This window comes from Actinomycetospora sp. ABD4_176, from assembly GCF_056311855.1.
Map to the genome: position 1 here is coordinate 401,659 of NZ_CM149974.1, position 13,880 is coordinate 415,538.

The window sequence follows — 13,880 nt, forward strand, 5'->3', positions numbered from 1 at the left end:
CCGTCAGCGGATCAGGGTGTCGACGTAGTCCGCGCCGATGCCGACGCGGTCGTAGTGCTCGCGGCACAGCGCGAGGTAGTCGTGCACGTCGAAGTGACCGGCGCTCTCACCGTTCTCGTCGAGCCAGAGCAGCGGGCCCTTGACCACGAAGAAGCAGCGCATCGGCTCCTCGGACTCGTAGGCGACGAGCGTGTGCCCCTCGCCGGGCGTCTCGAAGACGAACGAGCCCGCCGTCGCGGTCCACGGCTGCTCGAGGTAGCCCCACTTGCCGCTGATCGTGTAGGCGAACACCTCGTGGGGGTGGTAGTGCCGGTTGACCAGGCCCGCCGATCGCGCGAGCAGGACGTCGGCCCACCGGTTGTCGCGCGGGGAGATCCACAGCGGGCGGGAGGCGACGGTGTCGCTGAAGGGCACGTAGTACCGGTCGTCGTCGATCGGGGCGAGCTGGTGGAACACCTCGGGCTGCGCGTCGGGCTTGAGGGAGTCGACGATCGGCTTGAGGTCGCGCCAGAACTCGGTGGTGGGGATCTCGGGCATCAGGTCCTCCGAGGGTGGTGGAGTCGCCGTGAGGGACGTGACGCATTCCAGCCCGCACCCGGGGCGGGTGTCTTCCACGCGCCGGACACGTCGTTTTCGTGCCCCGGTCATGCCGGCCGCCCCGGGGCCGGTCGGCCGTCAGCCGGCCAGCGTCCTCGTCGCGGCGTCGCCGATGGCGACGCCCGCGGTGCGCAGGGCCGTGGCCAGGCCGGGGGTCGCGTCCACGAGCAGGACCTGCTCGATCCCGAGGTCGCGCAGGGCGCCCACCACGACGGCGCTGGCGGCGGCCTCGTCGTCCGCGACGTCGGTGAGCCCGCAGGCCCGCACCGCGCCGCGCGGGCGGAGGTAGACGAGGAGCCCGCGGCCCTGGTCCTCGATGGTGGCCATCGACCACGCGAGGGACGCCGCGCAGGAGCACGCCGTCGAGCGCAGGACGTCCCCGCTCAGGCACTCGCGCCGCACGTGCAACGGCACGGGCGTCGAGCCCGTGAGGTCGCCGGCGCTCAGGACGAGGTGGGTCGCGCCCGTGAGGACCTCGTGGAAGCCGGTGACGGCGAAGGCGCCGCGGTCGGTGGGGAGGGCCACGACGGCGGCACGCTCGACGGCGGGCTCGGTGGCGCGGCGGTGGGCGTGCACCTCGGCGATCGTCACCACGGGGAGGTCGTGCTCGGCCGCGAACGCCTCCAGCTCGTCCGGGCCGGCCATCTCGCTCGGACGGGCCGGCGACACGAGCCCGGCCAGCGCCGCCGCGGCCGGCAGCCCGGCCAGGATCGCGAGGTCGGCGGCCGCCTCGACGCGCCCGCGCCGGACGAGGACGCCCCCGGGCTCGGCGCGCAGGGGGACCACGTGCCCGGGTCTGGTGAACGCGTCGTGGGTCGACGCCGGGTCGGCGAGGGCACCGAGCGTCGCGGCCCGGTCGGCCGCCGAGATGCCGGTGCCGCGCCCCCGCCGGTCGACCGACACCCGCTGCGCGGAGCCGTCGTCCCCGGTCGCGGCGGACAGCCGCAGTCGGCAGCACGTCCCGGCGTCGAGGGCGACCTCCAGGAAGCCCGTCGAGTGCCGCACGACGAACGCGACCGGCGCACCGGTGGCGCCCGCGGCGGCGATCACCAGGTCACCGGCGCCGGCCTCGTCGTCGACCAGCACGGCGGGGCGACCGGCCGCGAGCGCCTCGAGGGCGGGGGCGACCCGGTCCACCCGGGCGCTGTCGATCCTCATGGCAGGACTCCTCCTCGGGCCGCCGGGCGCGCGGGCGACGTGCGGGGTGCCGGTCGACGCGGCGCGTGGCCGCCGGGTCAGAGGCGGTAACGACGGATCTTCGAGTAGAGAGCGGTCCGCGAGATGCCGAGCGTGCGGGCCGCGGTGGACTTGTTGCCGTCGTGCTCGCGCAGCACGGAGGCGATGACGGAGGCCTCGGCGTGCTCGAGGGGGGTGAGCGCCCGGCGACCGTGGGCGTCCCGCACGTCCGCCGAGAGCGTGGCCAGCCCCAGCGTGTCCCCGGTCGCCGCGTGGGCGGCGTCGCGCACGACGCGGACGAGCTCGGCGAGGTTGCCCGGCCAGTGGTGCCGGCGCAGGGCCGCGAGCGCGTCGGGCGCGAACCGCAGAGCGGGATCGTGGCGCCCGAGCTCGGCGCGGGCGAGCGAGACCACGGTGTCAGGGGCCCGGCGCAGGGGAGGCACCGCCAGAGTGGCCGCGGTCAGCGCGTCCACGAGCAGCCGCGCGGGTGCCGGCGGCGTCTCGCCCTCCGCCACGGTGATCGTCAGCCCGAGCGGGGCCCGGCGCGGGGCATCGGTCAGGGCCGACGCCACGGCGCGGGCACCGGCGGTGTCGAGCAGCTCGAGGTGCCGCAGGACGACGGGGTGGTCCCCGCCCGACCGCAGCTCCGCCAGCCACCCGGCCGGGTCGAGGGCGTAGGTCGCCGCGTCGAGGGTGCCGGGGTCCTCGTCGAGGGCGTCCTGCAGGATTGTTGCCTTGCCCGTCCCGTTCTCGCCGATGACGGCCAGCGGGGAGGCGGGGAACGCGGCGCGCGCCTGCTCGGCGAGGCGGTGATGGCCGTCGGTGTCCGCCACCTCGGGAGCACCGCGGGGGGCACCGCGAACGGCACTGCGGCGGGCACCGCGAACGGCACTGCGGGGGGCACCGCGAACGGCTCTGCGGGTGGTACTGCGGGTGGCCGCCGGTGGTGTCTCCCCGGCAGGACCCGGCACCGTGAGCACGGCACCCGCCGGCGCGTTGCCGTCCCGCACGATCGTGACCTCCAGGGTGAGGTCGGCGGTGGCTTCGGCGGGGAGCGCCAGACAGCTCCGGTCCGGGCCGCCGCGGCGGGAGCGGATCTCGTCCCAGATGGCGCGGCGGTCCAGCCCGAGGTCGGCCGCCTCCTGGTTGGTGATGATCAGGTCGTCACCGACGACCGCGACCGGCCCGCTCGCCCGGCGCTGTGCCCGCAGGAACGCCGAGAGCAGCTGGCGCTCCCGCCGGGTGGAGCGGTCGTGGAGGGCGGTCCGGATCTCCGCGGCGAGCTTGCGCACCACGACGGTGAGCAGCGAGTTGGTGTCGGCGGCCCGGCACGTGACGTTGACCGCGCCGACGGTGCGCCGCGTGATCGGGTGCCGCACCGGCGCGGCGACGCAGGTGACGTCGTGGAAGCGGTGGACGTAGTGCTCGGAGCCGCGGACCACGGCAAGCCCACCGGTCTCCAGCGCGGTGCCGAGGCCGTTCGTGCCGACGACCTCCTCGCCGAAGTTGAAGCCCTCGCTGACCGACAGGTCGTCGAGGACGTGTCTGAGCATCGGCTCGGACACCCAGCGCCAGATGACGCTGCCGCTCGCGTCGGAGAGGGCCAGGCACGAGCGGTCCCCGACCAGGAGCTCGGCCATCCCCGCCATGATCGGCGTCGCCACACGCGAGAACTGGGAGTCCAGGTCGGTCTCGACGAAGGGGACCTCGACGTACTCCGGGTCCACCCCGCTGAACCGGGAACGGCGCCAGGAGGTGAGCACCTCGCGCGGGACGTCACGCGGTTCGTGACCCGCCTGGAACAGCTCCCAGGGGCCCTCTGCGCCCATCCTCGATCCTCCTGTCCCCGCTCCATCCTGCCGTCCCGCGCGCCGGGGGACGGGCCCGAGGCGGCGGGCCCGTCCCGTTGGCGGGCTAGCCGGTGCCGGCCTTCTCCTGCTCGTAGCGCTTGGTCATGGTCTCGACGGCGTCGAGCTGGGTCTGCGCGTGGCCCTCGCGGGTCCGGGAGGCCCGGTCCTTCGCGGCGAGAGTGCTCGCGCGCTGCCCCTGGAACTCCGGGAAGACCTGCTGGGCGATCAGCTCGTAGGAGCGACGGGTCGCCTCCGGGTTGGCCCACTCGTGGCCGAGGAGCATGAAGCCGCCGAAGCCGCCGGACTGCTCGACGAGCCGCTGGACCTGTGCCTGGGCGTCCTCGACGGTGCCGATGGCGCCGATGCCGGCCTCGTTGATGAAGTCGATCATGCCCTTGACGTCCGAGCTGTCACCGACGGCCATCTGCGGGAACGCGGCGACCTTCTGGAAGTAGTTGAACCAGTGCTCGATGCCGTACTCGACGTCGCGGTAGGCCTGCTCCTTGGTCTCGGCGATGTGCATCAGGCCGACCAGGCGCCAGTCGCGTCGGTCGGGTGCGGGCTGACGGTGGTGCGCCGCACGCTCCTCCACGACGTTCCAGTGGTGGGCGAGCGCGTCGAACCCGTCCTGGGTCAGCGTCGCGCCGATCGACAGCAGACCGACACCGTGCTGCCCCGCCATGCGCGGGCCCGTCGGCGAGGCCACGGCCGCTACGACGATGTCGAAGCACGGATCACTGAACGGACGCAGCTGGAGCTGGGCGTCGACGAGGTTGTGCGTCTTCGTCTGCCGCGTGACCGACTCCCCGCGCAGCAGACGCATGATGATGTCGAGGTTCTCGTCGAGCAGCTCGCGCGTGTCGGTGGGGGTCAGACCGATCATCGACGAATCCGTCGGCAGCGAGCCCGGCCCGCAGCCCAGCATGGCCCGCCCGCGCGTGAGGTGGTCCAGCATCACCATCCGGTCGGCCACCCACAGCGGGTTGTGGTACGCGACGGACGTGACGCCGGTGCCCAGCTTGATCCGACGGGTCCGCTCGGCCGCGGCGGCCATGAAGATCTCCGGCGAGGCGATGAGCTCCGACCCCGCGGAGTGGTGCTCCCCGATCCAGGCCTCGTCGTAGCCGAGGCGGTCGAGGTGCTCGACCAGCTCGAGATCGCGCTGCAGGGCCAGGGTCGGGTTCTGGCCGGGCTTGTGGAAGGGCGCCAGGAAGGTGCCGAAACGCAGACGGCTCACGGAGGCTCCAACGGTCTCGATCCGCGGCCGTGGACCCGACCGCGCTGTCCGGTCGCGTCAGCATGCCGCCGGTGTCCCGCGCTGCGGTGTGCGGAAACTGGACACTCGGTACGGCGCTCGCGGCGAGCCGCGAGGCGAGCGTGGGGCGCCGGTGCGGTCTCGCCCCCGGGGCGGCGTCAGCGTCGCCCGGCCGGGGCGGCGATGTCGGCCACGTGGGTGGCGACGCGATCGACCAGCGCCTGCTGGTGCGGCTCGAGGTCGTGGCCGCCCATGCCGCCGACGACGGGCAGGACGGCGTCCTCGAGGACGTGCACGCGGGCCAGGGTCTCGATCGTCGCCAGGCCGCAGAAGGGCACGTAGACGGGGCTGTAGCCGCCTTCCTGCACGAGCACCAGTCGGCTCCCGGCGTGCCGTTCGGCGGCCTCCATCACCGTGCGGGTCAGGGTGGTGAAGCCCCGGGTGGTGACGAGCTGGCGGGCCAGCGGATCCATCGCGTTGGGGTCGAAGCCCGAGGCGACGAGCACGAGCTCGGGACGGAAGGCGTCCAGCGCCGGGCCGATGACCGTCTCCGCGGCGTACCGGTAGGCGCCGTCGCCGCAGCCGACGGGCATGGGGATGTTGAGGTTGTAGCCCTGGCCGGCCCCGGTGCCGCGCTCCTCGACGAGCCCTGAGTTCGGCGGGAAGCAACGGTCCTGGTGCAGCGAGACGGTCAGGACCGACGGGTCGTCGCCGAAGATCGCCTGCGCGCCGTTGCCGTGGTGGACGTCCCAGTCGACGATCGCCAGGCGCTCGACGCCGAGCGCGGCCTGGGCGTGCCTGGCCGCGACGGCGACGTTGTTGAACAGGCAGAAGCCCATCCCGGTCTCGGGCACGGCGTGGTGGCCGGCGGGGTTGACCAGCGCGTAGCCGTTGTCGACGCGGCCGTCGACGACGGCCTCGGTCATCGCGACGGCACTGCCCGCGCCGAGCGCGGCGATCCGGTATGCGCCCTTGCCGAACGGGGAGATGCCGTCGCCCGCGTCGCCGCCCTTGGGCTGCTCGCTCTCCGCCGCGATCCGGTCGACGTGGGCGGCCGCGTGGACGCGGGTGAGCTCCTCGCGGGTGGCCTCGCGGCCCTCGATGCGCGTGAGGTGGTCGATCAGCCCGGACACGCAGATGAGCTCGTGCATCCGGCGCTTGGTGTCGGGGTGGGCGACGTGGTGGCTGATCGGCTGGTGACCGGCGGCGGGGTCGGCGGGGAACAGGGCGCCGCTCCCGGTGTCGTGCCAGCCGAAGATCTCGTGCCAGAGGTAACCGGTGCTCATCGCTGCTCCTCGAGGGGCGGGTGCGGGACGTGATCGCGATGTCGCGGCGCACGGCGTCGAGGACGTCCTCGACGCCGTGCGGGGCCGGGAGCCGCCACGCGGTGGCGGGGCCTCGCTCCGCGGCCGGCCGGACCGTGGTTCGGCGTCAGGCGGATGCCGCTGCGCCGGCGGGCGCGGGGAAGCCGCCGACGGACTGCTCGAAGGCGTGCGCCGCCCGCAGGACGGTCGCGTCGTCGAAGTGGCGGCCGACCATCATCATCCCCACGGGCAGGCCTTCGGCGAGTCCCGCCGGCACCGAACACGCCGGGTGGCCGGTGACGTCGAAGGGAGCGGTGTTCCCGAGCATCTCCAGCGCCCGGGCCAGGACCTCCGGCGGGCGCGCGTCCGGCGCCGGCCGGACGGTGGCGCGCATGGGCAGCGTCGGCAGCACGAGCAGGTCGACCTCCGCGAGTGCCTCGTCGTAGGCCGCGGTCAGCCTCGGGGCCAGGTTCTGCGCCATGGCGTAGTGCTTGCCGTGGGACGTCGTCAGCCCGTACTTGCCCGCGAGCAGGACGAGCGTCACCGTCGTCGCGAACCTGCCGCCGTCCTCGGCCCACCGCCGGCCGAAGTGGTCCATGAGCTCGGGGTCGTAGTGGCCCTTCCAGTTGAGGCCGTACCCGAAGTTGTCGATCATCTGCGAGCACGCTCCCTCGCTCGCGATGACGTCCCAGATCGCCGATCCGTGCCGGTGCCACGGCACCGAGACCTCGCTGATGACCATCCCGGCGTCGGCGAGCGCGGTCGTCGCCCGGCGGACCGCGTCGTCCACCGCCTGCTCGGACTCCGGGCGCCCGAAGCCCTCGCGCAGGATCCCGACGCGCAGGCCCTTCGCGCCCTGCTCGAGCGCGCCGACGTAGTCCCCGGGGACGAGGTCGGCGGGCTGGCGCGGGTCGTGACCGTCGCGGCCCGCGATGACCGAGAGCATCAGCGCCGCGTCCGTGGTGGTGCGGGTGATAGGGCCGAGGTGATCGATCGTGGCCTCGATCGGGAAGCCGCCGGTGTAGGGGACGAGGCCCCAGGTGGGCTTGTGCCCGACGAGACCGCAGTTGGCGGCCGGGATGCGGATCGAACCGCCCTGGTCGCCCCCGGTGGCCATGTCGACGTGGCCGCCGGCCACCAGTGCGCCGCTGCCGCTGGACGACGCCCCGGCGGTCCGGCTGGTGTCCCACGGATTCTCGACGTGACCGGTGTTCGCGGTGATGGACGCCCCGGAGAAGCAGAGGTCCTCGCAGACGGCCTTGCCCGTGATCGTGGCGCCGGCGCCGAGCAGGCGCTGCACGATGGTGGCGTCCTCGGAGGGGACGTAGCCCTCCACCAGCGCGGACCCGTTCGTCATCGGTACACCGGCGACCGCGGTGTTGTCCTTGACCGCCACGGTGCGCCCCGCGAGCGGGCCGTCGGCGGCTCCCGCGATCGACGTGGTCACGTACCAGGCGTTGTACGGGTTGTCCGCCTGCTCGGGCCGCGACCAACGGCGCTGCGGGGTGCTCGGGGCGACCTCGGCCCGGTAGAGCTCCTCCACCGCGGTCCACGAGCCCAGCAGGCCGTCGACGACCGGGGCGTACTCGTCGAGCTCACCGTCGGAGAGCCCGAGCCCGTAGTGCTCGGTGACCTTCTGCAGGGCGGCTCGGTCAGGGTGGGGGAGTGGCACGGGCGGGCTCCTCGGGTCGGGTCGGGCGGGCCGCTCGGTCCGGCGGCCGACGGGTGTGACCCGGCGCACGGTAGGGAGCCCGAGCTCAACATGTCAATGGACGCCGACATGTCAACGCGTGGGTCGTGACGGGCCCGTCGGAGCGGGGGCGAGGTCGTCGACGACCAGCGACGTGCCACGGGCCCGCGCGGTGTAGAGCCGCGGTGCCAGGACGTCCCGGGACCCGACCACGTCGTCGCGGCCCGAGCGCTGCTCACGCCAGGCGCGTGCGTGCGTCGCCGCCGAACCGTCCGGGTCACGGTGCAGGACGCGCGCGTACTGGTGGATCGCCTCGTAGACCGTCTCGGAGAGCGCGGTGATCGGCGGGGCGAGGGGGCCGCGCGCCGCGCGGTACCGGGCGAGCAGCTCGGCGTTGCCGGTCACGGGCCCGTGCTGGAAGTACCCCAGTGCGGTCCGCAGGCCCTCGGCGGCACGTTCGCCGACGTGCCCCAGCGTCGCCTCGTCGAGCACCAGCGACACCGTGCGCGTCGTGTCGCGCAGGCCGGCGGCGAGGCTGGCCCGCTCGAAGGCGACCTCGTCCGCGCCGACCAGCGAGCTGAGCACGAGATCGGCCGACGACCGGTGGATCGCTGCGGTGAGGGCGGCGAAGTCCGTGGTGCCGAGCGGCACGAACACCTCGCCCGCGACGTGGCCGGCGGCGGCCTCGACCGACCGGCGCGCGTCCCGGTGGGCGCCGTGGGACCAGACGTAGTCCTGGCCGACGAGGAACCACCGCCGCCCCCCGGTGCTCCGCATCGTCGGGGCGACGAGGGCGTCGACCTGCGCGTGGGGACGCTCGCCGAGGCGCAGGACGGTGGGGGAGGCGCCGCCGCCCTCGTTGATGACGCAGTGGACGAGCAGGCCGCCGCTGCTCTCCACGGCGCCGCGGACCGCGTCGAAGCTCGCCGACGTACCGTTGACGAAGACCGCACGGCAGCCCAGGCGCACCATGCGGCGCGCCTCGACGGCGGCCTGCTGGGCGTCGGTGGCGTCGTCGGCGCTCAGCAGGGACAGCCGGCGTCCGGCCACGCCGCCGTCGGCGTTGACCTCGTCGACCGCCATCTCGGCCATCGCCCCGGCCGCCATCGAGAACACCGCGCCGGTGCCCGACATCGACGTGATCACGCCGATGCGCAGGGACCCGTCGTCGGGGGGCTCGGGCAGCGGGACACCGCGGCGGTGCAGCAACCACTGCAGGCCGTCCGGGGGGATCGTCGCCCGCACCCGCACCCGCGTGCGTCCCCTCCCGGCGCCGGCGAGCCGGACGCACAACCGGCCGTGCCAGGGCTGCGTGTGCTCGACGACGAGCAGCGAGTCCGGGACCACCCGGGAGAACCGCCCGAGGATGTCGAGGCCGTCGTGGGCTCCGCGCCGGTCGACGGGCAGACGCATGCTCACGGGCGCACCCTCCGCGACACGGTCGCAGCGAGCGCCGAAGAGCCAGCCCGCGTCCTGTGCGTCGCCGAAGCGCGCGAAGACCTCGTGCGGCTCGAGGTGAACGGTGCGTTCCGCGGCGACCGTCGTGCCGGTCGTCGCGGTGCCGCGTGGGTCAGCCGACCCCACGCTCGTCACGCCCGGACCCGGCGTGCTCGACGGAACCCTCCGGGTCCGCGGAGTCGGCGGGGTCGATCGCGTCCACCGCGTCGCGCAGGATCGACTGCAGGTAGACGAAGGCGTCGCGGACGGTGCCGTCCACGTCGAGCGAGTAGAGGCGGTGGCGCCCGTCGCGGCGCTCGGTGACCACGCCCGAGGTGCGGAGCACGCGCAGGTGGCTCGACACCGTTGTCCGGCCGACGGCCTCGACGCGCGCGGCGATCTCGCCGACGCTGAGCTCCCCGTCCTCGCCCAGGACGGCGAGGATGCGGCGGCGGACGCGGTCCGACAACGCGTCGAACGCGAGGTTCTCGTTCGCCTCCACGCCCGGGAACGCTAGCGCACACGTCGACATCTGCCCACGCATCGCCCGGCCAGGGGTGCACCCGCCCCCCGCGTGTCGGGCGCGTGCCGGGCAGGCGACGGCCCGTTCGTCGATCTCGGCCCGAGCCCTTCCCTCGTCCCGGCCCCACTCGTAGTCTTTGCGTGGAACAAAACGTGATTCCATGTGGCGAAACAGAGGCGGTATGGACGACGTCGTCCTGGTGGACGCGAAGGAGCTCGCCCGCGTCGCGGGTCGGGCCCTCGAGGGGGCGGGCACGCCCGCGGATCTCGCGAGCGTGGTCGCCGACTCCCTGGTCGCCGCCAACCTGGTCGGGCACGACTCCCACGGGGTGCGCCGGGTCGCGCCCTACCTCGAGCTCGTCTCCCGTGGCCAGATCCGTCCGGCGGCACGCCCCGAGGTCGTCGAGCGCTCGGGAGCCACGGCGACCGTCGACGCGGGTTTCGGGTTCGGCCAGCCGGCGGCACGGCTGGCCGCCGACGAGGTCGCGCGGCTGGTCGGCGAGCACGGGTCCGCAACCGTCGTCATCCGCCGCTGCAACCACATCGGCCGGCTCGGCGAGTACGTCTCGACGCTCGCCGACCGGGGTCTCGTCGGGACGGCGTACTGCCACGCCGACGCCACGGTGGCGCCCTGGGGCGGACGCGGACGCCGGCTCGGCACCAACCCGCTCGCCTGGGCGGCCCCGGCGGGCGAGGGCGCTCCGCCGCTCGTCCTCGACTGGGCGACGTCGGCCTCGGCCGAGGGCAAGCTGGCCGTGGCGCGCGCCCGCGGCGAGGCGATCCCGCAGGGCGTGCTGGTCGACGCCGACGGCGACCCGAGCACCGACCCGTCGGCGTTCTACGAGGGCGGGGCCCTGCTGCCCTTCGGCGGCCACAAGGGCTACGCGCTGGCCGTGATGATCGACGTCGTCGGTGGCCTGCTCAGCGGGGCGGGCCCGGCCGGTCTGACCGGGTACGACGGCACCAACGGCACCGTGATCTCGGCGCTGGACGTCGAGCGGTTCACGTCGCTGGCGACCTTCCGCGCGCGCGTCGAGGACCTGCGCGCCGAGCTGCACGCGACCCCGGCGGCCGCGGGCTCCGACGGCGTCCTGCTGCCGGGCGAGCCCGAGGAGCGCGCGCGTCACCACCGCCTCGAACACGGCGTTCCCCTCCCCACGGCCACCTGGGCCGACCTCACCAACCTCGTCCCGCACACCGCAGGAGAGCCGACATGACCTTGCCCTCGCCCGGCCCGCAGCCCGACCGGACCGCGCCCCCGACTCCCGGCGACGCTCCTGACGGGTCCGTCGCCGCCACGTCGCCCGAGGCCCTGCGCCGGGTCGTGTTCGGCGCCGTCGTCGGCACCGCGCTGGAGTGGTACGACTTCTTCATCTACGGCACGGCCGCGGCGCTCGTGTTCAACGTGCTGTTCTTCCCGCAGGCCGACCCGGTCGTCGGCACCCTCACCGCGTTCGCCACCTTCGGGGTCGGGTTCGTGTTCCGCCCGCTGGGCGGCATCGTCTTCGGGCACATCGGCGACCGCATCGGTCGGCGGGAGACGCTGATCCTCACCACCCTGATCATGGGTGTCTCCACCGGCGTCATCGGCCTGCTGCCCACCTACGCCAGCATCGGCGCCGCGGCGCCGGTCCTGCTCGTGCTGCTGCGCGTGCTCCAGGGGCTCGGCGCCGGTGCGGAGTTCGGTGGCGCGTCGACGCTGCTCGCCGAGCACGCCCCGCCGGCCCGGCGCGGCTACTACACCTCCTACGCCCAGACCGGCGTCCAGATCGGCCTGGTGCTCGGCACGGTGTCGTTCCTGCTGGTGGCGCTGCTGCCCCAGGAGGACCTGCTCTCGTGGGGCTGGCGGGTCCCGTTCCTGGTCAGCTTCGCGCTGATCGCGGTCTCGCTGTACGTCCGCCTGCGCGTCGAGGAGTCGCCGACGTTCAAGAACCTCACGGCCCAGCAACAGGTGATCAAGCTGCCGGTGCTGGAGGCGCTGCGCAGCTACCCCAGGAACATGCTCATCGGGATCGGCGCCCACATCGCCGACACGGCCGGGATCTACCTGTTCGCCACGTTCACGGTCTCCTACGCCACCACGCGGCTCGACATCCCGCGCTCCACGGTGCTCACCGGTGTGATCCTCTTCGGGCTGGTGGTCATCGCGCTCCAGCCGGTGTACGGGGCGCTGTCCGACCGCATCGGGCGGAAACCCCTCAACGTGTTCTCGGTGGTGTTCCTCGCCGCGTTCATCTACCCCTTCTTCCTGCTCCTCGAGACCCGCCAGCCGGCCCTGGTCGTGCTCGCGCTCGTCGTGGCCACCGCCTTCGGGGTGGCGCCGATGATCGCCGTGCAGCCGGCGTTCTACAGCGAGCTGTTCGGGGCTCGGGTCCGCTACAGCGGATTCGCGACCTCTCGCGAGGTCGGTGCCGCCCTCGCCGGGTTCACGCCACTGGTGGCGGCGGCGCTGGTCACCGACGACGGAAGCGCGGTCTGGGTGGCGGCGCTGATGATCGCCCTGTGCGCCGTGTCATTGGTGGCGTTCCTGGCCGCGCCGGAGATGAAGGACCGCGACATGAACGAGGCGGGCCCGGTGGCGCTCGCCCCCAACCGTTGATCACCACGGGCCCGGCACCCGGCGGGGCCGGCCTGCGCCCCCGCTCGGCCCGCCCCGACCGGGTCCGGATGGTGCACCTGGGGGCCGGAGCGTTCTTCCGGGCGCACACGGCACCACTGACGGAGGACGCGGCCCCGGGGCGAGAGGGGTGGGGAATCTGCGCGGTGGCCAGCTCCTCCCGCACGATCGCGGACGCCTTGCGCCGCCAGGACGGTCTCTACAGCGTGCTCGAGCGCTCCACGCGCGGCGTCCGGGCCGGGGTGGTCGGGGCGGTCCGCGAGGTCCTGGTGGCCGCCGAGGAGCCCGTGGCGCTGCGCGAGCGCATCGCCGACCCCGAGGTGGGTGTCGTGACGGTGACCGTCACGGAGGCCGGGTACCGGCACGATCCGGCGACCCGCCGGCTGCGCGTCGACGACCCGGTGCTCGCGGCGGACCTCGCCCACCCCGACCGTCCCGCCGACAGCCTCGTCGGGCGGCTCGTCGACGGGCTCTCCGCCCGGGCCGCGCGCGGCGCGCCGGACCTCGCGGTCCTGGTCTGTGACAACGTCGACGACGGCGGGGGCCTGCTCGCCGGCCTGGTCGACGAGTACTGCCGGCGCACCGACCGCGGTGACGTGGCGGACTGGGTCGGCGAGCTGGTGCGCTTCCCCTCCACCGTGGTCGACCGCATCGTGCCCCCGCCCTCGCCGTCCGACCGCGAGCAGGCCGCCGGGCTCCTCGGCGTCGTCGACGACGCCACGGTCGCCACCGAGCGCCACCGGCTCTGGGTGATCGCGGACGACCTGCCTCCCGAGCGGCCCCCCTGGGAACGTGCCGGCGCGCTCGTGGTGCCCGACGTCGCGCCCTGGGCCCGCGCCAAGCTGCGGCTGGTCAACGCCCCGCACACCGCGCTCGCCCTGCTCGGGCGCCTGACCGGGCACGCGACGGTCGCCGGGGCGATGGCCGACGAGGGTCTCGCCGCCTTCGTCGGCGCCCTGCTCCACGAGGAGCTCGTGCCGACCGTGCCCGCGGTGCCCGGCCTGCGGCCCGTGGAGGTCGCGCAGACCTCGATGGCGCGCTTCACCGAGCGCGGCCTGGTCCATCCGCTCGACCAGATCGCGGCCGACACCTCGCTGAAGATCGAGCCACGGCTGCTCGCCCCCGTCCTCGAGCACCGCCGGGCGGGGCGGATGCCACGCCGCGCGGCGGTCGTGCTCGCGGCGTGGGTGCGCTCCCTTCAGCAGCTCCGGTGGGCGCCTCGCGACGCCCACGCCGCCCGGCTCGCCCGGGCCGCGACCTCCGCGGAGCCGGTGCGCGCGGTGCTGTCGCTCGGCGACCTCGTGCCCGGCGAGCTCGGAGCCGACGACGAGCTCGTCACCGTCGTCGCCGAGATCGCTCGGCGACTGGGCGTCGACGGCGTGGGTGCCGTCGTACGGGACCACGGGTGACCCCAGCGGCGGAGACCGAGGAG

The 13,880-nt window shown here is 74.4% G+C and carries 11 protein-coding genes; 3 read left to right on the forward strand and 8 right to left on the reverse strand.

Annotated features, from left to right (window positions below):
* Window positions 1-3: 3 nt before the first annotated feature.
* From ACYX4T_RS01905 to ACYX4T_RS01940, 8 genes are all read right to left on the reverse strand, one after another.
* On the reverse strand, window positions 4-537 hold the full coding sequence (locus ACYX4T_RS01905; RefSeq protein ID WP_476012889.1) for a 2,4'-dihydroxyacetophenone dioxygenase family protein: 534 nt from the start codon (window positions 535-537) through the stop codon (window positions 4-6).
* A gap of 138 nt (window positions 538-675) precedes the next feature.
* On the reverse strand, window positions 676-1,755 hold the full coding sequence (locus ACYX4T_RS01910; RefSeq protein ID WP_476012890.1) for a 3,4-dihydroxy-2-butanone-4-phosphate synthase: 1,080 nt from the start codon (window positions 1,753-1,755) through the stop codon (window positions 676-678).
* A gap of 77 nt (window positions 1,756-1,832) precedes the next feature.
* Window positions 1,833-3,602: a sigma-54-dependent Fis family transcriptional regulator gene (locus tag ACYX4T_RS01915; RefSeq protein ID WP_476012891.1), complete on the reverse strand. Its 1,770-nt coding sequence runs from the start codon at window positions 3,600-3,602 to the stop codon at window positions 1,833-1,835.
* Window positions 3,603-3,687: 85 nt separating this feature from the next.
* Window positions 3,688-4,860, reverse strand: a complete 1,173-nt coding sequence (locus tag ACYX4T_RS01920) for an LLM class flavin-dependent oxidoreductase (RefSeq protein WP_476012892.1) — start codon at window positions 4,858-4,860, stop codon at window positions 3,688-3,690.
* A gap of 176 nt (window positions 4,861-5,036) precedes the next feature.
* Window positions 5,037-6,164: a class II histone deacetylase gene (locus ACYX4T_RS01925; RefSeq protein ID WP_476012893.1), complete on the reverse strand. Its 1,128-nt coding sequence runs from the start codon at window positions 6,162-6,164 to the stop codon at window positions 5,037-5,039.
* Between the two features lie 145 nt (window positions 6,165-6,309).
* Window positions 6,310-7,854: an amidase gene (locus tag ACYX4T_RS01930; protein ID WP_476012894.1), complete on the reverse strand. Its 1,545-nt coding sequence runs from the start codon at window positions 7,852-7,854 to the stop codon at window positions 6,310-6,312.
* Window positions 7,855-7,965: 111 nt separating this feature from the next.
* Window positions 7,966-9,285, reverse strand: a complete 1,320-nt coding sequence (locus tag ACYX4T_RS01935; protein ID WP_476015162.1) for an ABC transporter substrate-binding protein — start codon at window positions 9,283-9,285, stop codon at window positions 7,966-7,968.
* Between the two features lie 157 nt (window positions 9,286-9,442).
* Entirely contained in the window at window positions 9,443-9,811 is a 369-nt protein-coding gene (locus tag ACYX4T_RS01940; protein WP_476012895.1) for an ArsR/SmtB family transcription factor, read from the reverse strand.
* Window positions 9,812-10,013: 202 nt separating this feature from the next.
* Here ACYX4T_RS01940 and ACYX4T_RS01945 point away from each other — a divergent pair, with 202 nt between their 5' ends.
* The 3 genes from ACYX4T_RS01945 (at window position 10,014) to ACYX4T_RS01955 (ending at window position 13,857) form a co-directional block, all read left to right on the forward strand.
* Entirely contained in the window at window positions 10,014-11,048 is a 1,035-nt protein-coding gene (locus tag ACYX4T_RS01945; RefSeq protein WP_476012896.1) for an Ldh family oxidoreductase, read from the forward strand.
* Window positions 11,045-12,430, forward strand: coding sequence for an MFS transporter (locus ACYX4T_RS01950; protein ID WP_476012897.1), 1,386 nt, complete (start codon window positions 11,045-11,047; stop codon window positions 12,428-12,430). Before ACYX4T_RS01945 ends, ACYX4T_RS01950 begins: the two co-directional genes overlap by 4 nt.
* Window positions 12,431-12,498: 68 nt before the next feature.
* Window positions 12,499-13,857, forward strand: a complete 1,359-nt coding sequence (locus ACYX4T_RS01955; RefSeq protein ID WP_476015163.1) for a mannitol dehydrogenase family protein — start codon at window positions 12,499-12,501, stop codon at window positions 13,855-13,857.
* Window positions 13,858-13,880 lie beyond the last annotated feature (23 nt).